General features: G+C 50.9%; 22 protein-coding genes. 12 read left to right on the top strand and 10 right to left on the bottom strand.

Translation table 11 applies throughout. From position 1 onward, the window contains the following. Window positions 1–32 precede the first annotated feature (32 nt). The 4 genes from ACZ5AC_RS10920 to ACZ5AC_RS10905 all read left to right on the top strand — a co-directional run bounded on the left by ACZ5AC_RS10920 (window position 33) and on the right by ACZ5AC_RS10905 (window position 5,434). The gene (locus ACZ5AC_RS10920) at window positions 33–1,349 is read left to right on the top strand and encodes an IS5 family transposase (RefSeq protein ID WP_464247650.1); all 1,317 of its coding nucleotides are present in this window, start codon (window positions 33–35) and stop codon (window positions 1,347–1,349) included. Window positions 1,350–1,412: 63 nt separating this feature from the next. Next, complete coding sequence (locus tag ACZ5AC_RS10915; RefSeq protein ID WP_464247649.1) at window positions 1,413–2,291, top strand: DnaJ domain-containing protein; 879 nt, start codon at window positions 1,413–1,415, stop codon at window positions 2,289–2,291. 111 nt (window positions 2,292–2,402) lie between these two features. Then, window positions 2,403–3,086, top strand: coding sequence for a DUF6946 family protein (locus ACZ5AC_RS10910; RefSeq protein WP_464247648.1), 684 nt, complete (start codon window positions 2,403–2,405; stop codon window positions 3,084–3,086). 119 nt (window positions 3,087–3,205) lie between these two features. Continuing rightward, window positions 3,206–5,434 carry a hypothetical protein gene (locus ACZ5AC_RS10905; protein ID WP_464247647.1) on the top strand — a complete coding sequence of 743 codons (2,229 nt, stop codon included), beginning with the start codon at window positions 3,206–3,208 and terminating at the stop codon, window positions 5,432–5,434. Between the two features lie 293 nt (window positions 5,435–5,727). On the opposite strand, the gene ACZ5AC_RS10900 is transcribed toward ACZ5AC_RS10905, so the two are convergent. Together ACZ5AC_RS10900 and ACZ5AC_RS10895 are read right to left on the bottom strand one after the other, a co-directional pair. After that, window positions 5,728–6,387, bottom strand: a complete 660-nt coding sequence (locus tag ACZ5AC_RS10900; RefSeq protein ID WP_464247646.1) for a hypothetical protein — start codon at window positions 6,385–6,387, stop codon at window positions 5,728–5,730. A 23-nt stretch (window positions 6,388–6,410) separates the two neighbouring features. Beyond that, the gene (locus tag ACZ5AC_RS10895; RefSeq protein WP_464247645.1) at window positions 6,411–6,809 is read right to left on the bottom strand and encodes a hypothetical protein; all 399 of its coding nucleotides are present in this window, start codon (window positions 6,807–6,809) and stop codon (window positions 6,411–6,413) included. Window positions 6,810–7,148: 339 nt separating this feature from the next. Between ACZ5AC_RS10895 and ACZ5AC_RS10890 the strand changes: the two genes are divergently transcribed. The 8 genes from ACZ5AC_RS10890 to ACZ5AC_RS10855 all read left to right on the top strand — a co-directional run bounded on the left by ACZ5AC_RS10890 (window position 7,149) and on the right by ACZ5AC_RS10855 (window position 14,246). After that, complete coding sequence (locus tag ACZ5AC_RS10890) at window positions 7,149–7,817, top strand: ERF family protein (RefSeq protein ID WP_464247644.1); 669 nt, start codon at window positions 7,149–7,151, stop codon at window positions 7,815–7,817. A 70-nt stretch (window positions 7,818–7,887) separates the two neighbouring features. Beyond that, a complete protein-coding gene (locus ACZ5AC_RS10885) occupies window positions 7,888–9,084 on the top strand; it encodes a hypothetical protein (RefSeq protein WP_464247643.1) in 1,197 nt (398 codons plus the stop codon). A 76-nt stretch (window positions 9,085–9,160) separates the two neighbouring features. Beyond that, a complete protein-coding gene (locus ACZ5AC_RS10880) occupies window positions 9,161–10,147 on the top strand; it encodes an AAA family ATPase (protein WP_464247642.1) in 987 nt (328 codons plus the stop codon). A gap of 92 nt (window positions 10,148–10,239) precedes the next feature. Then, window positions 10,240–10,494, top strand: a complete 255-nt coding sequence (locus ACZ5AC_RS10875; RefSeq protein WP_464247641.1) for a hypothetical protein — start codon at window positions 10,240–10,242, stop codon at window positions 10,492–10,494. A gap of 41 nt (window positions 10,495–10,535) precedes the next feature. Continuing rightward, a complete protein-coding gene (locus tag ACZ5AC_RS10870; protein WP_464247640.1) occupies window positions 10,536–10,817 on the top strand; it encodes a hypothetical protein in 282 nt (93 codons plus the stop codon). A 40-nt stretch (window positions 10,818–10,857) separates the two neighbouring features. Beyond that, a complete protein-coding gene (locus ACZ5AC_RS10865; protein WP_464247639.1) occupies window positions 10,858–11,856 on the top strand; it encodes a DUF3150 domain-containing protein in 999 nt (332 codons plus the stop codon). Window positions 11,857–11,916: 60 nt separating this feature from the next. Then, window positions 11,917–12,663, top strand: a complete 747-nt coding sequence (locus ACZ5AC_RS10860; RefSeq protein ID WP_464247638.1) for a Fic family protein — start codon at window positions 11,917–11,919, stop codon at window positions 12,661–12,663. A 71-nt stretch (window positions 12,664–12,734) separates the two neighbouring features. Next, complete coding sequence (locus tag ACZ5AC_RS10855; protein WP_464247637.1) at window positions 12,735–14,246, top strand: cobaltochelatase CobT-related protein; 1,512 nt, start codon at window positions 12,735–12,737, stop codon at window positions 14,244–14,246. A gap of 38 nt (window positions 14,247–14,284) precedes the next feature. On the opposite strand, the gene istB is transcribed toward ACZ5AC_RS10855, so the two are convergent. The 8 genes from istB to ACZ5AC_RS10815 all read right to left on the bottom strand — a co-directional run bounded on the left by istB (window position 14,285) and on the right by ACZ5AC_RS10815 (window position 20,109). Beyond that, entirely contained in the window at window positions 14,285–15,022 is a 738-nt protein-coding gene (istB, locus tag ACZ5AC_RS10850) for an IS21-like element helper ATPase IstB (RefSeq protein ID WP_464247636.1), read from the bottom strand. After that, window positions 15,009–16,520, bottom strand: coding sequence for an IS21 family transposase (gene istA, locus ACZ5AC_RS10845; RefSeq protein ID WP_464247635.1), 1,512 nt, complete (start codon window positions 16,518–16,520; stop codon window positions 15,009–15,011). The genes istB and istA overlap by 14 nt, the downstream gene beginning before the upstream one ends. Window positions 16,521–17,121: 601 nt before the next feature. Further along, the gene (locus ACZ5AC_RS10840; RefSeq protein ID WP_464247634.1) at window positions 17,122–17,814 is read right to left on the bottom strand and encodes an SOS response-associated peptidase; all 693 of its coding nucleotides are present in this window, start codon (window positions 17,812–17,814) and stop codon (window positions 17,122–17,124) included. 102 nt (window positions 17,815–17,916) lie between these two features. Further along, window positions 17,917–18,318: a Ros/MucR family transcriptional regulator gene (locus tag ACZ5AC_RS10835; protein ID WP_464247633.1), complete on the bottom strand. Its 402-nt coding sequence runs from the start codon at window positions 18,316–18,318 to the stop codon at window positions 17,917–17,919. Between the two features lie 119 nt (window positions 18,319–18,437). Next, entirely contained in the window at window positions 18,438–18,707 is a 270-nt protein-coding gene (locus ACZ5AC_RS10830) for a helix-turn-helix domain-containing protein (RefSeq protein ID WP_464247632.1), read from the bottom strand. Continuing rightward, window positions 18,652–19,011 (bottom strand): recombinase family protein, encoded by a 360-nt coding sequence (locus tag ACZ5AC_RS10825; RefSeq protein WP_464247631.1) that lies wholly within the window; start codon window positions 19,009–19,011, stop codon window positions 18,652–18,654. The genes ACZ5AC_RS10830 and ACZ5AC_RS10825 overlap by 56 nt, the downstream gene beginning before the upstream one ends. A gap of 274 nt (window positions 19,012–19,285) precedes the next feature. Continuing rightward, entirely contained in the window at window positions 19,286–19,828 is a 543-nt protein-coding gene (locus ACZ5AC_RS10820; RefSeq protein WP_464247630.1) for a periplasmic heavy metal sensor, read from the bottom strand. 89 nt (window positions 19,829–19,917) lie between these two features. Continuing rightward, window positions 19,918–20,109 (bottom strand): SHOCT domain-containing protein, encoded by a 192-nt coding sequence (locus ACZ5AC_RS10815; protein ID WP_464247629.1) that lies wholly within the window; start codon window positions 20,107–20,109, stop codon window positions 19,918–19,920. Between the last annotated feature and the right edge of the window lie 555 nt (window positions 20,110–20,664).

Raw genomic sequence — 20,664 nt, 5'->3', positions numbered from 1 at the left:
TTCTGGTCGAAATCACTCCGAGGTTATCAACGATGCAGCCCAAAAAATCGGACCGCCAGCGCAGCTTCCTTTGCCCGGATCTGCTTGATCAACTTGATCCTCGAAACCACCTTCTCGGATTGGCCAAGGTCATCCCGTGGCAGGTGTTCGAGGACAACTTCCGACCACTTTATGCTGCTTCCGGTCGCCCCGGAAAACCTGTCCGATTGATGGTCGGTCTCCTCATTCTCAAGCAGCTTGAAAACTTGAGTGATGAGCGCGTTGTCGAGGCTTGGGTCCAGAACCCGTATTTCCAGGCCTTCTGCGGCCAGCAACGGTTCACCTGGAAGCTGCCCTGTGATCCGTCAGAGCTGACCTATTTCCGACGCCGCATCGGAGAAGACGGAGTCCGCAAGATCTTCGAGGTTTCCGTGACCCTCCACGGTGACAGGGCCAAAGAAGCCGAGGTCGTTGTGGACTCAACCGTGCAGGAAAAGAACATCACCTTTCCCACGGATGCCAAGCTCCTGACCAAAATTGTGACGCGGTGCCACACCATGGCCAAGCTGGAAGACGTCAAACTCCGGCGCAGCTACCAGCGTGAAATCAAGTCGCTGCTGCGGACCATCCGGTTCAAATCAAAAGGTCGCAGACAGGGCGAATCCCAGCGGGCAATCAGGCGTTTGCGGACCATCGCCGGCATCCTGGTCCGCGAACTGAAACGCAAGCTTTCTCAAGAAGCGCTGACCATCCATCAGCAGGCCTTGGACCTTTACGATCGCGTGCAGCGCCAGCAGAGATCCGACTCAGGCAAGATCTACAGCCTCCACGAACCCGGAGTGTCCTGCATCAGCAAAGGCAAGGCCCACAAGAAATACGAATTCGGTGCCAAGGCATCCGTGACCGTGACCAAGACCAGCGGCATCATCGTCGGTGCCCTGTCCTTCCAGGACAATCCTTTCGACGGTCACACGCTGCCTGCGGTTCTGTCTCAAGTCGAAAGCATCGTGGGGCAACGGCCGACCATGGCGATCTGTGACCGTGGCTACCGCGGCAAGCACAAGATCGGCGTGACCAGCATCGAAATCCCCGAGTCAGGCAATCGGACGAAAACAGCTTCCGACAAACGTCAAGCCAGAGAACGGTTCCGTCGGCGTGCGGCCATCGAGCCAATCATCGGCCACCTCAAAAACGACCACAGGATGCTGCGCAATTATCTCAAAGGCCAGGTCGGCGACTCCGTGAATCTGTTCATGGCCTGTGCTGCGTTCAATTTCCGGAAGTTCATCCGGATTCTGTATTTTTTGTGCCTCAAATTCCTTGGGCACATACTTCGGCCCAATGTTCAGCCCGGACAGGCCTGTGCCTGACGTGGCGTTTTAACAGTTTTTCAGGATCGACTAATTCAAATAGTTAATAAGGGATATTTATAAATGCATCAAGTTGATTACTATGCTGTTCTTGGCGTCATGCCAAATGCAGAAGACGTTGTTATTTTTGCAGCATATCGTGCTTTAGCGCAGCGTTATCACCCTGATAAGTGGAGAGGCGATCCGAATGAAGCACACCAAAGGATGGTTAAAATCAATGAAGCATACTCTATATTAAAAGACCCTGTTCGGCGTTCTGAATATGATGAATCAAGAAATAATGACAGGTATGCTGATTTTTCAAATGGTGATTCTAGCGATCAGAATGAGGCATTTAACAGTGCTTTGTCTGAAGTTGAAGAAAAATGGAATTTAGCATGTCTTGTATTTCCTGATCTGCAGGAGTTTAGAAAAATGCTCTCAAGAACATCGACTGCATTAGCATTCGCATTTGTAACAACTATGATCGAAACTAAAAATTATAATAATCGAAAAGAAATAGCAAGAAGTATGGAAAATACTTTTTTGCAAAGATATTTTGGATTGAATAATGAAATAATAAAATTTGCAAAAAATCTTATTCGATATGGTCATAGAGAGGCTGCAAAAAAGCTAAATAATATTGTTGATGTTATGGGAGATGGTGTAGATCCTAATTTGATAATTTCTGCTATTCAAAAAGAATTTGATATATGCTCTTTTAATGGGGATGATATTTATATAAAAAAGTATAAAAACGATTTAATAAAATTAAAAGATGCTTTTAAAAAAGAAAAACTTTACGAACAGGCTTTAGAATTGGCAAAATTACTAGGGTATAATCCTGTTGAAGATTTACATGCTGAAACAATTAAGATTAAGACACCGTATGGTCAAATTTTAAAATTTGATAAAAAAATAAATTTCATTGCTTGGGTTAGCAATACTCTTTGTATGGATTAGTTGAAAGATGCTTTGTTGATGTGGTTATGTTGCTGTTCAGCGGATGACTGGTGATAGCAACGCAATCTAGTTGCATCAAGAAGACGTAGCGGACGTCTGGAGAAATCAAATATGTCCCGTATCCTCGCGTTTACGTCTGGTCCTCAGGACTGGAAAGATCTGTTGGCCGACCCAGTCAAGCAATGGAAACGCGGCTATTCAGCTCGGACTTTGGCGCATTGTTGGGAAGCTTCAGATGCATTTCCGCCTGAAGTGGCGCAGCCATTTGCGATAAGCAATGAGCATTTGCTGGCAGAATTGACTCCGATCCTCGCAGTTCCCGAATTCAAGGTCTGCTTGCCCGGCGGTGTTAGGGCATCCCAAAATGATATTTTCGTTCTCGCGCGTTCCGTAGCAGGGGCGGTCGTTGTCATGGTGGAAGGCAAAGTGAATGAATCCTTTGGTCCAACCGTAGAGGCATGGCGAAAGGATGCCTCTGCCGGGAAAAAGACACGCCTGGAATTCCTTTCACGTACGCTCGGGCTTGAATCTAGCCCTCCCGCACTGGTTCGATATCAACTCCTGCACAGAGCCGCATCGGCTATCATTGTTGGAGAACAATACAGAGCTGCCGCTGCAGTATTGGTGATCCACTCCTTCAGCCCCAAAAAAGCAGGTTGGAGGGATTATCAATCTTTCATGAAATTGTTTGGGGTTGATGCTCAAATGGGCGCAGTTCAACGCCTTGGGGCGACCTCGCGTATTCCGATTTTTGGGGTTTGGGTTGCCGGAGATCCAAAATTTCTTGAAAGTTGAATATAATATTTAGATTTAAATATCTTTAACTATGAATAAAATATAATTGTATGTGTTTAGAATAATTTATTGATTTGAAAAACGGATTAAAAAATTAAATTTATACTGGTTATAAAAACATGAACAATTATAATTTAGACCAAAGGCAAATCAACAAAATTTTTTATCAGGTCAATACAAAAGTAGGAAAGATACTATCAAAAGATTATGAAATGTGGGATTTGGTTGATAGCTCAGGTTTAATATTGGCTCATGCTGCAGCAAAGTATAATAATCTTCCTGATAATTTTGATAAATGGTTCATATCTGATAACGCAGGCAACACAGTTGCTCATGTTGCAGCTAAATATAAAACGTTGCCTAAAAATTTTAATCAGTGGTTATTGGCAAATAAGGAAGGAGTAACAGTTGCTCATATAGCTGCTGAAAATGGGACATTGCCAATTTATTTTGAACTATGGAGCTTGGCTGATAGTATAGGGGAAACGGTAGCTCATGTTGCAGCTAGATATAAAACGCTACCTGTTTCATTTGGTCAATGGAATATCGCTGACAATAAAGGAGTTACGGTTGCGCATGTCGGAGCTAAGCATGCATCACTGCCGATAGATTTTGATATGTGGAATCTAGCTGATGATGATATGTCTACAGTCGCTCATATAGCAGCTGAATATAAAAATTTACCAGGTTCGTTTAATCAATGGTATTTAGCAGACAACAAAGGAGTAACAGTAGCTCACGTTGCAGCTAAGTATGGGACATTGCCACCTTCGTTTGATCAATGGGGCTTGACAGACAATGAAGGCGTATTGGTTGCGCATACTGCAGCGAAATATGGAACATTGCCATCTTCATTTCATTTATGGTTTTTAGCAGATAGTAGTGGAGTAACTGTAGCTCACAACGCAGCTAAGTATGGGACGTTGCCACCTTCGTTTGATCAATGGGAGTTGGCTGGCAACGATGGTGTAACGGTCGCTCATGTCGCAGCTGCACACAAAGTGTTACCAGATTTTTTTGACAAATGGTGGCTGGCTGACAATGAAGGCATTTCTGTTGCGCATGTTGCTGCTTTACATGATTGTTTGCCAGAGTCATTTAACCAATGGTATTTGACTGACAAATTTTATGTTTCTGTTGCACATATAGTTGCAAAGAGTGATATTTTTATATCAGATTTAATATTTAAAATTCAATTTTCAGAGTGGGGGGGGGGATTTTTCGAATATACAGATTTAAATTTTCGGATTAATGATATTGTAAAAAGATGGTCAGCTGAAGAGCGTCATAAGCGTTTTTCGTTACTAGAACAACTTAATAAAATTAGTATATCAAAATTCGAGTGTGAAAACAATTTAATAATATGTAAATGTAAATACTTTTTACTATTTTACAATTTATTTGGTTTGGAAAAATATTACGAAACAATTATTAATAAGATAAATTTTACCGAGAGACGGTTATCTTTGATAGATTTTTATGATCGTCACCAAGACTGGTGCTCGTTTAAGGAAGCATTAGAGTTTTACGATAGTTCATTTTCTAATATAAAATTTGTTTATTTATATAAATTAAACATATATATACTGAGCAGGCTTCCTTCATCTAAAATTTTTTTAGATGAAATTGATTTGAAATACATATCTTCAGTGTCTGCAGAGTCGCTCATAAATAATAGTCAAAATTTTATTGCTGATTTTTTAAATTATTCTATATCGTTAATTATCGATAGTAATTATGACGTTCATGATAAAAGGGATTATTATCCCGCAAGATCCGAATTAGCCTATCGCGAGAGGTCTAATAATCCATCGGGTGTTTATCCGTGCCCTTGTGATATAATGTATGAATTAGAGCCTGGAGAGGAATATTTAACATATTCAGGCTCGAATGAATATGTTGAGAAAAATTTAGATTATGACGAAGAAAGCTATCTGTATGAACAAGACGATTTAGAAGAAGAATTTAATTCAAGAAAAAAGAAATTTTGGATTATATCTTGTAGTTCAATAAATAAAACTAAAAAAATAAATTATTGTCTTAAAAAATTAAAAGAAAAAATTGAAATGGCTGATGAGTATACACAAGATTTTTCGATTTATTTTTGGAAAGAATATATTAATAATTCTATAATTAATTTTGAAATTATTCCTGATTATGTTTTAGGTGAAGATATTTTTCCGAATCAATCTATAGTTATACTGTGTGTTGATATATTAGACTCTCTCGAAGATTTGCATTTTTTTATTAACAAAATTTATACGATGAATGCAGAAAACGTGTATGTTTTAGCATTAACCTGTGACATTGATAAAATTTTAGATTTATCTGTAATAAAGGATATTTAAATCATATTTTGATTGTTTTAGTACACAGTGATGATCATTGAAGTGGATTCGTCTGTAACAATTGTTCTGTTCTTGAGATGATCCAGATCATTCATTAATCTTCCAATATAAGTGCGTGCTTCAGCTATATTTTTGCTAGTTAAGGTGTACGATAGCGACCCTTTTCCTTTATTAAAATTTGGAGTGCTGAATAATAACGCAAGATCTATGGCCGATGAGGGTATTCCGCGTTGCTGGATTCGTTTGTTTGCGTGTCTTGATGTTTTCATGGTACGTCCTGCTAATTATTATGATTATGCTTGCTTCTTTGTTGCAATTTTTAATGCCTGCTGTTTTGTCAAGCCTAATTTTTCAAGAAGATTGGCATTGTTATTGATTAGTTCTTCTCTGTTTTTCTGTATTGATGAAATTTCGTCATTTTTAGATGACATTATTCTTGATTTTCTTTCGTTAAGAATTCTTAAGTTCGTTTCTGCAGTTTCTTGGGTGATGATTTCAAATTTGACAAGAATTTTATATGCATTGTCTATGTTGAAAAAGAATTCATTAAAATCATCAATATTTGAATTGATGAATTTGTTTTCAATACTCGATATAAAAATATCTGCTTCAGAAAAATACCTAATGAATTCATTGTATACACGGATCGCTTCTTGCTCCCCTTTTTTGGTTAAAAAACAATATTCGTAGGGTACTCTATCGATAAATCCATTTTTGAATAAATTATTAAGCCTGTTTTGAAGAGTGGCTCGCGGAGTGCTATTATTTCTATTTGGTCCAAATAACGGTAGTATATATTTATCGAGATTTAAAAGACTATTTTCCATCAGGTCGTTAATCGTGAATGGTGATTTTATATCCTTGGAGTATATTTTTCCTAATATATTTAGATGAATATATATCGCCATATCCCATTGAGAACTGCAAATGCTTGTTAATCGATATTCGCTCATATTCCCACCTGTATATAAAGTTATTATTTTTTGGTTCTTAAATTATCTGCAAGTATCCATGTGACATCTGTTGGCCTTTTTAATTCAGCAAAAAGCCAAGCATTGTTCATTGTATTTCCTCTCATAGCGTTAATCACCTGAGAGACAGAATTGTAGCTTTTGCCATCCCAAATAATTTTATCATTTTTAATTTCGCCTTCAAAAACCTGATTGAAACGTTTTGTTCTTATTCTTGTCCCGTCTGGCAAAAAAAGCTTGTCCCAATAAATACCGGTCCGTTCAATAGGATCATACTCAACATCTGTTCTTTCAAGAAAGTCCTCCACAACGTTTTGAATTAACGTGTGTGGGGCATTCGGTGAACGCTCAAGTACTTCTTTGTATAAATCCAGCGGCATTGGCACATAGACGAAGTCGTTCATAAGGGGCCTCCTTGATTTGATAGATAACCTCTAGGATTTTTCAGTCCCCTCGTCAAGATAAATAAGATCTTTTAAGATTATTTTAAGAAAATTAGCTCCAACTATCCAGCATATGTAATTAATTTTTGAATGGCGGTTTAGGCGCCCGATAAGTTTTCCAGGATGGTTTCGAAGCGCGTGGCTAGCAACATATTAGAGAGGGTGGACAGTATCAGGGACGTCTGATTGTCTTCCAGTTCATCTCTATGATTTGTTATTCAAATTATTTAAGGTATATATCACTCCTTTGAAGCCCCTTGATAAATGTTGGCAGGGCTATTCTTCGACAAAGGAGAGATTATGAACGACCAAAATTACTGCTCACCCGAAACAACCAAGTTGGCCAAAGCCTTGATCCAGGTGCAGCGCATCTTGCAGCCTGCGACCAAGGACCGCCTCAACCCTTTCACCCATTCCAACTACGCCACCCTTAACAGCGTCATGGATTCATGCCGTGAAGCCCTGCTGAGCAACGGCATCTGGCTTACCCAGTATCCAGTGCCTTCGGAGCCTGGCCATCTCGGCCTTGTGACCAAGCTGGTCCATGCTGAGTCCGGTCAATGGCAGTCCTCACACGCGGTTGTCCCCTTGCCGAAGAGCGATCCGCAGGGACTTGGCATCGCCATGACCTACATCCGGCGTTACTCCATTTCCGCCATGCTCGGCATTGTGACCGAAGAGGACACGGACGGGAATTTGCCCAAGGATTCCGGCAAGGGCGGGCATCGTCAGAAAAAGTCTCCCTCGATGCAAGACTCGGGAATTTCTGTTCATCCGCCGAATCCACCACAACCCACCCAACTCCCCAAGCTCGACGGCATCACCTACCAGGAGATCACCGCTACTGACGGGCAGGTCTGCATCGTGGCCACCGGCAACACCCAAGCCAAAAAGGAACTCCTGGCCGGCGCGGGCTTCAAATGGAATCCTCAGCGGAAAGTGTGGTGGAAATATGCTCAGGCATCATGACAATCAAAACACAAAACCCAGGCGAAGGCTGCCCGATTGGAGCAGCCTTCGTCATTTTGGAGGGGAGGCAATGCCAGCACAAATTCATGAGGAGAGGACTCAAGGGCTCATGGCGCTTATAGCCAGGGGGCTTGTGGAAACGTCGGCTCAAAGAACCGCGTCATCATTGGGAGACCGAAGCCAGTACATCGGCATGTCGGACATAGGTCGCGCCCTAGAGTGCCCTCGTGCAGCGGTTGGGCGCAAGCTCTTCGGGAATGGCGAAAAACTTGTCCATCAGCACGACCTTCCGTCGCTGCTAGCCAGGCAACTGCGCCTGCAGCGCGGCCACTGGTTCGAAGCAGGTATTGCCCAGATCTTCAGGCAACAACGCCTGCCCGTGATCGAACAACTCGAAATCGTGACGAGCCACCACGGGGTGCCAATCCGGGCGCACTTGGACTTCGTATTCGCAAGTACAGTAGGACAGCCCACGGTCAGGATTCTGGAGCTGAAAAGCTGCGAAAATATCCCGGCAACACTGTATTCTTCGTACGAAACTCAGGTCTACGGCCAGGTCGGGCTTCTGCATTCACTTTGGGACCAACCGGCATTTGGCGTCCATGGCGAGCTGGAGAAGCAGGGCGGTTCCGGGTTCACGTTTCCACAGATCTGCCGGGAGAAGTTTGGCGTCGAGATGCCAGTCCATCCATCAGAGGTCGACATCGAGGCCTGGGTGCTCTGCCTCTCCATGTCGGATGCCAAGGCATTTGGACCATACCTGTCAGAGGACACCATGCTGGCCCTCTGCCTGAATAAAGCCGAAGAGTTATGGCTCGAATTCGACGCGTCGAAGGTAAGTGGGGCCGGACTCGACGGCCTGGCAACTGCCCAAGGGTTCCATCCTCTCTGCTCGTGGTGCGAATTCAACGCCGATTGTCCGAAATTCGATGGACTCGACCAGCCGCAGTGGAGCGACACGCTGGAACGGCTCAAGGATTTGAAGGCCAGGCAGGGCGAGCTTGAAGTCGAGATATCGGAAATCGAGGATGGGCTCAGGACCGCCTATGCCTTGAGCGATGTCGGCGGATCTTGGATCAACGCAGGAAGACATCGGTTCCGGGTCTCGGCTCAAAATGGCAGGCGTACCCTGAACAAGGAGCAATTACGTTTGGAACTCTTGGCTGTCCTTGGCGAGGAGAAGACGGACGCGATAATCGCCAGGTGCGAGTCGGAGGGAAAGCCCTTTGACCGGCTGACCGTCAGCAGGATCAACATGCGATCGTAGTTCGGAACATTATCAACCAGCAGATCCCGGCTACCCGTAACAGGGCGGCCGGGATCTCTATTTTATGGAGCAAAGCATGACCAACACCATTCACGACGAACTCGAAAAACTCCAGGCCGTGGAACTGGATGCAGGCACAGTCTTCAGCGGGAGCCCTTCGGGCAGGATCATCCGGGGCTATGCCAGCCCCTGCAGCTACACGCCGACGCCGGATCCCGGCTACATCTTCCACGAGACAAGCCGTGACATCGCGGTCTGGCTCATGAACATTTCTGACCCGCTGTATGTCTTCGGTCCCACAGGTAGTGGGAAAACGAGCGCCATCAAGCAACTCGCCTCCAGGCTCAACTATCCCGTCTTCGAGGTCACTGGGCACAGCCGCCTGGAGTTCCCTGATCTGGTGGGGCACCTGTCGGTCCGCAACGGCAGCATGGAATTTGAATACGGCCCCCTGGCCTTGGCCATGAAGTTCGGGGGATTGTTCCTCCTCAATGAGCTCGACCTTCTCGAACCGGCAACCGCCACAGGCCTGAACGGCGTTCTTGATGGTGAGGCGCTTTGCATCGCCGAGAATGGCGGCGAACTCATCATTCCGCACCCCATGTTTCGTTTCGCAGCCACGGCCAACACCAACGGCGGATCCGACGAGACGGGCCTGTATCAAGGAACGCTTCGGCAGAACCTCGCCTTTCTCGATCGCTTTTGGCTGTGCGAAATGGGCTATCCTGCTCGCGATGCCGAGGAGAAACTCCTGGGCGGATGCTGTCCGAAACTTCCCGAGACGATCCGCAAGAAAATGGTCGAGTACGCCAACGAGGTTCGCCGGCTCTTCATGGGTGAAGCCGGCGTTGGGATCGCCAACACCATCGAGGTCACGTTCTCGACCCGGACCCTTCTTCGCTGGGCCGACCTGACCGTGCGATTTCAGCCCCTGTCCCGGCAGGGTGTCCAGCCTGTGACATACGCCCTGGACCGGGCGCTTGGCTTTCGCGCCACCAGGGAAACCAGGGCCATGCTCCACGAGCTCGCTCAGCGCGTCTTTCCGCAGTCCATGGGGGAGTAAAGAGGAGTGCAGCTGCTGAAACACAAAAAGATGCGACCACTCCCGATGACCTGACCAAAGTGCGCCAGGCCATGACCTCGGTCCTTCAAGCCATGGTTGCCAATCCCTCCTATCTGACCAACTGCGCCCACCCTCCATCCGTTCTCCTGGAAAAATCCACGCCCCATGGCGGCAAGTTCTGGAAAGCCGTCGCTCATCCAAGCGGTCTGGCTCTGCAGTGGGGAAGGCTCAGCACCGCCGGACAAGGTCGGGTCCTGGACCTGACCAGATGCGCCAGGAGTAATCCGGTGCAGGAGATGATGGATAGGGCTCTGGCCAAGATCCACGAAGGATACCGCCTCTGCTGAGTCACATTTTGAAAACCAACATAACCAAAGAGAGCATTTATATGGATATAGCTCACCCAGATTTCCCCTTTCGCCAGTCCATCGAACTGGCCAAGCAGGTCCCCGAGACGGGATTCCGCTATCACTGGAAGGCCGAGGTCAATGTCCCGGGCCTGATCATTAGCATGTGGCTCGGAGGTTCCGACGGCACGCCCTTTGAGAGGAGCGTCACCCGCACCATCAAGAGCCGGGAGTGCAAGAACGAATGCCCCATCCAGGAGATGTGGCACAGGGTGCTGGTCAAGATCGATCGGCAGGATTTCATCATTGTGAACGGAAACTAGGGCGCCACACCAGGCGCTCTTTTCATTTGAGGAGAAGAGCATGAACACGCACACCGACATCAAGGTCTTGGACAGCCTGCTGGCCCTGCACCTTGAGGTGAACATCTGGACAGCACGCAAGAAACTGAGCCCCGAGGATTTTGCCGGGGCCACGCTTCCCCCTGAGGACCTGGCGTCCCTGGGCAGCAAGAGGGTTTGCGATCCGGAAGCCCTGCGGGTCTTCGGGACCTTGAAGGCAAGGGCCGTGAGCCTCTTGGACAGGCATGGGGTCCGCTTCCTTGGCGGTTGGGCTATCCCCGAGAGCCAGGCAGACGCCATCGTGACAGAACTTGAACAGATCCTGCACGACTTCAACACAGCCAAAGAGGATTTCCTGGCCCGCTATGACGAATCCGTGCGCGAATGGATCGCCAAGCATCCGGGCTGGGAGCAGATCATCTTTGATTCCACGGTCAGTGCCGACTATGTGCGCAGTCGCATGGGTTTCCTCTGGAGGCTTTATCGCATCGTCCCTCCCGATCCTGCAGATCCGGTCATGGTCGGTATCAAGGATGAAGTGGAAGGTCTGGGGCAAACTCTTTTCGGGGAAGTGTCCAAGGCTGCCACGGAAGCCTGGCACAAATGTTTTGCCGGGAAAATGGAGATCACGCGCAAGGCCCTCTCGCCCTTGCGGACTATTCATCAGAAGCTCTCAGGTCTGAGCTTTGTCGAGCCTCGTGTTTCTCCGGTTGCTGACCTCATTCATACCGCGTTCGAACACCTGCCCAAACGCGGAAAGATCGAAGGGGCGAACCTGATCATGCTGCAAGGCCTGGTGTCCCTGCTGCGGGATACGGACGCCCTCATTGAGCATGGACAGAAAATCATGAACGGGACGACCTCCACAGACGTTTTGGCCATCCTGGTCGAAGGGCAGAGGGAGATGCCGGAGTTGGATGTCCAGGAGGAGTTGGGCATCGTGCCCACGGTGGACGATGTGCCGCCGATCTTTCGGGACATACCCATGCAGCCTGTGCTGCCCAGCTGCGGGTTGTGGTAGGTCCGCTGGACATGGAAGAGCAACGCGTTTACCAAATCCGAAAGCCAAAAAGGATATGCCATGCACCATGACGCCTTTGCCACTCTGGACGCCCTGAAGTCCAAGCTCGACGCTCATCGTCCTCTCGCTCCGGAACTTGTCCGGAATCTGCGCGAGGATATGGTGCTGAGGTACACCTATCATTCCAACGCCATTGAGGGGAACACGCTGACCCTAATGGAGACCAAGGTGGTACTGGAGGATGGGTTGACCATTGGCGGCAAATCGCTGCGGCATCACCTCGAAGCCATCAACCATGCCGACGCTATCACCTACTTGGAAGGCCTGGTGCAGGAGAACGTTCCACTTGACGAGCGCATATTGAAGGAGCTGCATCAGCTTGTCCTGCGGGGGATCGACAACGAGGCAGGACGCTATCGCGGCTGCAACGTCATCATCTCCGGCGCTGGACATACCCCACCTGATCACCTCCATGTCGGCGAGCGCATGCAGCGCTTTTTCGATTGGTACCGTGGCGAGGCCAAGAGCCTTCATCCGGTGGAAAGGGCGGCCAGGGTTCATGCCGACCTGGTCATCATCCACCCCTTCCGGGACGGAAACGGCAGGACCTCCCGGCTCGCTATGAACCTAGAACTCATGCGGGCAGGATTTCCGACCGTCATCATCCCGGTGGAGGATCGGGCCGCCTATTACGAGAATTTGGACAAGGCGGGGAAGGATACGAATTACGGTCCATTTGTTCAGCAGCTTGGCCAGCTGGTCGCGCAAAGTTTCGACCCATACTGGTATCTGCTCGGCATAGCCTAGCCGGTAAACACAACAACGAACGAAAAGCCCTGGAGTCACAAGCTCCGGGGCTTTTCGCATTTGGAGGGCTGATGATCGACACAAGAGCCGTGATGCGCTCGCTGCCATTGGTGGCAAGCGTGCTCGGCAGAAAATACGGGGTGAAGGTCGAGATAGGAGGTGCTGACGCCTATACGGACGGCACGGTTATTCGTCTGCCATCCTTGCCGAGCGATGTTCCCGATACGCTCTTGGCATTGGCTCGTGGATTTTTGGACCATGAAGCCAGCCATGTCCGGGACACGGATTTCAAGGCCCTGCAGGATGCCAATCTCACATCATTAGAAAAGCACGTGTGGAACACCCTTGAAGATTACCGCGTCGAACACAAACTCGCGTCCATATTTCCAGGGTGCCGCCAGAACTTCGATTGGCTCATCGCGCATATCTTTGGTTCGGAACAAAGGGACGAGCCTGTTCAGCCTGCAGTGAATATCCTCAATTGGCTGCTGCTCGAAGTTCGGTCCTGGGATGTCCAGGCGTTGTCCAACAAGCGGGACACTCTGGCTGGACAGCTGGACAGGGACTTTGCGGGGGTAAGGCCAAAGATCGAACGCGTGCTGAAGGCGGTTCGAACCAATTGTCGTTCGACCCAGGACGCTATCGGCTTCGCCCGAGAAATTGTGCGCATTCTGGATCAGTTCGCGAATCCTTCCACACGGCCGGAGCCGACCGACCGGGTCGACCCCGAAGAACAGCAAACCCAAGGCGAAGAAAAGTCACCGGCCTCAACTAGTTCAGGCAGTGGAGAAGTTGGCAATAATCAACAGAAGCAGGAAAATCCTTCGGAAACTGAGGGCTCTTTATCTGATGAAGATGCCCAAGAAGAATCGCCAGTAGAGGACTACTCGTCCTCTACCGACCAAGGGGATTTCTCAAGACATGATCGCTTAGATGACCCCGGTGAAATCGGGGAGGAGGCTCGGGATCACCTTCTAGATCTGCTCGGGGCTGGAGAGAATGCCCTCCCGCAAAGCCTAGGGGATATCCTGGCTGAGGCCCTGCAGGTCAATTCGAGTCGGTCGAAAGATAGCGCCGTCACCGTAGCCGTTCCGACGACAAAAAATGCAGGCCCACTTTCCGTAGACGATGTTCAGGAGGCAACGCAGGCGTCCATGGCACTACGGACCAGGCTGCAGGGACTCCTGCAAACCAAGGTCCTTTCCAGGGCTTCAAGCGGGAGAAGAGGGCGATTGGATACCGGTCAACTTCATCGTCTGACTGTCTCGGATCCTCGGGTGTTTCGGATCAAGGCCGAGCGGGCAGGGATTGATACCGCCGTGCACATCCTGCTCGACTGCTCCGGGTCCATGGTGCGCAGGATTCGTCTGGCCTGCCAGGCCTGCTACGCTGTCGCTTCGGCCCTGGATGCATCGAAGATTAATGTTGCCGTGACCGCCTTTCCCAGTTCGCAATTAACAAACGGATCCTATTCGACTGTCGCTCCCATTATCGCGCACGGCCAGAAGGTGCACTGTCAAACAGCATCGAATAATGACCCACCATCGGCGTCCAATTTTGACCCCCTCCGGGCGTGTCTGTAAGCATCCTGCCAGAGGGCTGTGCGATGACCGCATCAGTGCTACTGGCAGGACGTCCTTTGCCTCAGTCTCCAGCTCTCGTTTCCTGTCTCGATGATCTCACAGTGATGGGTGACGCGGTCCAGCAGCGCCGTCGTCATCTTGGCGTCCCCGAAGACCTGTGACCATTCGCCAAAGCTCAGGTTGGTGGTGATCATCACCGACGTCTGCTCGTAAAGCTTTGACAGCAGATGGAAGAGCAACTGCCCGCTGGACCTGGAGAACGGCAGGTAGCCAAGCTCGTCCAGGATGATCAGGTCGAAGCGGGCGAGGGTGTCGGCCAGGCGTCCGGCCTTACCTTCAGCCTTCTCCCGTTCAAGCTTGTTGACCAGGTCCAGCAGGTTAAAGAAGCGCACTCGTGCCCCGTTGCGGATGCACTGGGTGCCGATGGCGACGCTCAGATGCGTCTTGCCGGTGCCCGTGCCGCCGACGAAGACGACGTTTGTCCGCGCCTCCATGAAGCCACCCTGGCACAGCGTCCTGATCCTGTCCTCGCTCACCGTCGAGGACGGGAAGTCGAAGCCCTCCAGATCCTTCATCACGGGAAACTTGGCGATTCCCAGCCTGTACCGGATGCTGCGCATGTGCCGCTCGGCCTTCTCCGCCCGGAGCAGCGCGAGCAGGATCTTCTCCGGTGTCGAGCCGGTTCTGCGACCTTGCTCAAGCAGTTCGTCGTAGGCGCTGTGAGCCCCGTTCAGGCCCAGTTCCTTGAGCATGACCAGTACGTCATTGCGCAGCATACGCACCCCGCAGAAGGCGGTCGTAGCGAGCGCAGTCGGCAACAGGCATGCATCCGAGTTCCAGACGCGAGGGGATGCTGACCTCTGACGCAAGTTCGTCGTCCTGCTGACGGTTGAGGATGCTCAGAACTGCGTCCTTGCTCACGGTGCGCTGGCTCAGCGCCATCCGGCAGGCTTCTGCGACCACATCGAGGCCATGGCTCGGAACGGCTGTGAGAATCCCGGCGAACTGACGGTCCCAGTCGTCGTAACGTCGCAAGACCTCGCGGACCCGCTCGATGGCCTCGGGCAGTGCCCACGACGTGAACGGGGCGCCGTTGCGCAGCGCCCCTGGCTTGCGGTCAAGCAGAGGGACGTAGTGCCAAGGATCGTAGACGGTCTTGTCGCGGCCGAACTCCCGCTTGTGCTCGGCGATCAGCCTGCCGCCTTCCACGACCTTGAGCCTTCCCGCGTAGGCCTTGACCTGCACGACCTTGCCGGCCGCCTCGCACGGCACGCTGTAGCGGTTGCGGTCGAAGTGCACCAGACAGGTCGAAGACACCCGGCAATGTTCCAGGCGGTAGCCATCGAAATCCTTGGGTGGCCGGATCAACATCTCACGCTCTGCTTCAAAGACTTCCCAAACCGTCTTGTCGCGCAGTTCCGGGTGCTGTTGGCTCTTGGCCCAACCCACGGCCCGCTCAAGCAGGTATTCGTTGAGCTCCTCGATGCTGGCAAACTTCGTGCGACCCGCCAGAAAGCGTTTGCGCATGAGCCCGACCGAGTTCTCTACCTGCCCCTTTTCCCAGCCGGCCGCAGGCGTGCACATGATCGGCTCGACGAGGTAATGGGCGCACAACTCTTCGAAGCGCGGGTTGAGTTCCCGGAGCTTGCCGCGCAGCACTTTCGACACGGCCGTGGTCATGTTGTCGTAGATGCCGCGGCCGCATGCGCCGCCAAAGAAGTCGAAGCCGCGGTTATGGGCTTCGAAGACCATCTCCATGGTCTCGCGGGGAAAGCCTTGGCAGAAGGGGAAACGGCTATGGCACAGGCGCATGTGCGACACCTTGACGGCCATGGGCAGCCCGCCGATCTCCAGTTGCTCATGGCTCCAGTCGAACTGGTAGGCCTGCCCCGGCGCGAACTCCAGCGGCACGTAGGCATCCGGCGCCTTGAGTCCCGCCTCCTCCCGCCAGCGTCGCATGAACCGTCTCACGGCGTCGTAGCCGCCCTCGTAGCCTCGTCCCTGAAGCTGCTCATACAGGACCTTCGCAGTTCGTCGGTACTTCTTGGGTTGTCGTGAGTCGTGCTCCAACTGCTCAACGATCCAGCCCGTGAACCCTTCCATTCTCGGCATGGGCTGGACCGTGCGATGGTATTCAAACCTGGTCGCGTCGGACCTGAGGACCTTGCGGACCGTGTTCCGGCTCAAATGGAAGTCTTTGACTATCTGCCCAATGGTCTTGCCGTCTCGACCATGGGCCAGCTTGATCTTGCGTATCGTCTCCACCGTCAGCATCTCCTCATCTTCCCTCCATGGTGTTCAGTCGAACGACCTTGAAGGGCTTGCCGGGGTGGGTCAATTTTCGATGCCGATTACTGGGAGAGGTGGGTCATTATTCCATGCCGATTCACACATCCTGTTCGCCTTCAAGAAGCCCTTTCAGTTCAGACGCCGATACGATAGAATTCTTCCTGACCATGGCAGACTCCTCCCGGAGTTGTGGATTGGTGGTACAACCCACACATGCCATGGTCTTTCTTTTTGCTGAAGATCCCGCACACTACCTCCGTCGGTTTCCTCCCTTGCCGATAGTCGCGCCCACGTCCCTTGCTGCAGGAGGAGGTGTTGGAACGAGCTTGCGGTGGTTTATTTGTGCTGACATAATCCTCGTCTCAATCAAAAGCTCAAAACCAATTTTATGTACCGTCTGGGTGGGAATCGGGTGGGACTTTTGTTCCAAAATATGCTTTTGTCTGGAAAAACCAGACTCAATGGGTAAAAAATATGGCAACAATTTTAGGTTGTTGCCATAAAGTGAGGAGGTTGCGAAGTCGGGTGTTGGGTCTTCGTAATCAGTAGGTCGAGAACAGGTACGGATGCATTATGTGCAGAAAAGTCAGGCTTTGAGCGGCACGAGCAGTTCCGGAAAGTCGTTGCGCGTGTTGTTGACCTTGGTGCTTACGGGGTAGCTGTCGAAGTCGTTCCATGAGTCGGCGACGATCTCCTGGACGTCCGGCCCGGGTGTGCTCGGGTCCAGCCAGGCGTCGAAGTGTTCCGGCTTGAGGACCACGGGCATGCGGTCATGGATATGAACGATGCCCGGCGCTGCCGCCTTGGAGAGCAAGGCGCAGGACAGCACCTGAGTGCCGTCCTGACCTGTCCAGATGGCCCAAAGCCCGGCGAAGGCGATGGCTTCCGCATTCGGTGCGCAGATATAGTAGGGCTGCTTCACCTGCCGGCCCGAGGCGCTTCTGACCAGTTCCTTTTCATTCCACTCGTACCATCCGCGTGCCAGCATCAGGCAGCGCAACCTGCGCAGACTGTGACGCCAGGTCGGCTTCACGGCAGCCTCTTCGGACCTGGCATTGAAGGTCAGGGAAGGCGGCGCCTCTTTCTTCCACCAATGGGGAATGAGCCCCCAACGCGCGCCGTTCAATTCGAGCAAAGCGTCATCGGCCCTGAAGACCATGGGCACACGGGTTGTCGGAGCCACATTGAAGAGTGGCTCCGGCCAATGCCAATTCCAGCGGTCAATTTTCAGGATACGTGAAACCGCTGCTTCGTCCGGAAGGGAGAATCGTCCGCACATGGTTATCTCGTGCGCTTGGGTTCAGCAGAGGCAGTATCCGCCGATGATAGGGAGCAAGAGGCCGGCACCCTTGGAGAGGGGAGGCCGGCCTGATGAAGCAACTTATTCGGCCTTGGGAGCCTTCTTGCGTTTCTCCCAGAGCTTCATGCCCTGCATGGTCTTGCGACGGTCACGGGCAAGGGATTTCGCCACTAGGGAAGTGCCTTTCTTGTAGCCATATTTTTCCTTGTACTGTTCCGGAGTGAGGCCGTGTGTAGCCAGGTGGCGCTTTGTCAAAACTTTGAACGACTTTCCGCACTCACAGCAGATGACGCTTTTTTCCCGGATAGCATTTTTGGGATCGACAGCGGCTTCAGTTTCAACGGCAGGCGCGACACCTTCCGCTACTCCGCGAATGCTTACAGCCAAGGATTTGATCATGGACGTGATCTCTTCCTCGTTCATGTTGCGGACAGATGCCTGGGCTTTGACGATTTCGATTGCTTGCTTGAGATAATCTTCCATGGAGACTCCTGATTAGTTGGGATAATTATGTAGGCAATACTCAAGCACAAATCGTACCTATGTCAATTGTCGCGCAGAAAAATTAATTTTTCACAAGGAATACATGCGTAGCAGATTCGTCATGCCTCAATATTTACCGCCGGAGTAGGTAGCTGCTGTTCGCCGTAAATGACACGCTGAACACTGGAGAGACTAAACCCGAGTTGTTCAGCGATCTTGCGAAACGATATGCCTTGTTCTCTCAGGGTGCGCACCTTGACCCGGTCCACGCTTTTCTTTCTGCCGCCTTTCCCATGGGCATATTTTCCCGCTGCTTTGGCTTTCTCGATGCCCTCACGTTGACGCTCCCGCAGGATATTGCTCGAATTCCGCGAAGCTGCCCAGGACATCGAAAAGCAACTTGGTGAACGGGTCGTGGTTATCCCGGGTGAATGTCAGATTTTCCTTCACGAATTTTACGGTGACGCCTTTTGCAATCAGCTGACTGATAATGTTTTGCAAATCCTGGAGGCTGCGGGCGAGCCTGTCGATGGAGTGGATCCACAAGGTGTCGCCTTCATCCAGGCGCGAGAGGCAGTCCTGGAGTTCTGGCCTGTCTGTATTCTTCCCGGACGCCTTCTCTTCATAGATCTTCCAAAAATCGACCTTGCAATCGGCCAGCTGACGGACTGTATTCTGGTCGTGCGTGCTCACCCTGACATACCCTACGTGACGTCCCTTCATCGGCATCCTCGGAATTGAAATTGGCGTTTTATGGGCTGAGCGTGCCCAAAAAAGATCTAGATGTAAACAATGAGTGTGCCCAAAACGTCAAAAATAAATAGTTATGGGCACGATTTCGCGTGCCCATAGCTGTGCCCAGAAAGGGTATGCTTGTTATGATAATTGAAAACGATAATGCCCCCGAGTTAGTTCATACTCGGGGGCATTATCTATGCTTGAGTGCGCCGTGTTTGGCGCAGTCGTGTTACTGCTGAGTCGGGGCGCCGTGTCCAGAGTGACCTGCGGGAGATTGGTCGGTGGTGCCGTTGCCTGGCGTGTTATGCTGCATGCCGCCCATCTTGCCGTGCTGCATTCCTCCACCCGCCTGGCCGTGGTTCATCCCGCCACCCATCATCTGGCAGCCGCCCTTGCCGTCCATCATGCCGTGTCCTTTTCCGGGCACGATGCCTTCCTTGGCCATAGCCTTGTGCATCTTGACCCGTTCGGCATAGATCTTGGCGTTCAGATCACCGATCTCCTTGGTCAGGGTGTCGACCTTCTTCTCGTCAGGCTTGTCCGCGTAGAGCGCGGCGTTGAGTTCGGACTCCTTGGCAAAGAGCTGTTTGTTCAGGTCGGCCGTGGCTGCGTCGAAATCGGCGTGAAGCTTTTGCATCGTCGCGTGTTTCTCCGGGCTCATGTTGCCCATGCCACCCATCATTCCCTGCCCCTGAGCGGATGCGAGGCCAGCGAAGGCAGTGATGAAGGCCAGGGTCAGGACAGTGACGATAAGGTTGCGGTTCGTTTTCATGACAGTTCTCCTAGATAGTAATTTGGTTGTGTTTTCGCCCGAAAGGGGCTTGGTTTTGTCTATGGATCAATGTTTATGGCAGTGTCCGTTCAGAGGATGGATTTCAACGTGTTGTACTCTTCGATGCTGATTTCCCCCTTTGCCAGCCGGAGCTTAAGTATCTCCAAGGAGTCGGCTCTGTCCGCCGAAGAGCCCGATGTTCTCCGTGGCTTGAATGCTGCCCAGAGAAGCATTCCGAGGCCTGTCGCGACCAGGATCCCCCACAGGAAATGGCCGACCATCCATCCTCCGAACCAGGGCAGTGTTCCGCAATTCCACATGATGAGTTCCTCCGATATTTTTCGTCTCGATATGATGTGGTAAAGGCAATCAGCGTGCCAGAAGAGCAAGAATGACTTAATAATTTGATATTAAAGATTATATTCGTTTTGAGACATTCCAGATGCGCGTTTGGTGTCAGACTGTGCGGGTAAACATGTGACACCGAACTGGACAACATGGGTAAAACGGTTACAGGTGTTGATGCGAGGTGACCAATGAACACGTTTTCAGGCTTTGCGAAACGAAAGCGCACAGCGCCCTGGCTGATGGCAGGTTTTGTTGTGATTCTGGGACTCGCGGTCGTGCTATTCTCGGCTCGCAATCTCCAGCGCACTAGGGCGCACATGATGGCGAACTTACTGGACCATGCCGATGCCCTATTCTGGGCTTTGGAGGCGGGGACACGAATAGGGATGGGGATGCATGGTGGCCCCGGGTATTTCCAATCCATGGTGGAGGAGACTGCCAAGCAGCACGGCATCGTCTACCTGGCGGTGACCGACGAGCATGGGATG

The organism is Desulfomicrobium aestuarii (genome assembly GCF_055385525.1).
This window is presented reverse-complemented; position numbering and strand designations above follow the sequence as displayed.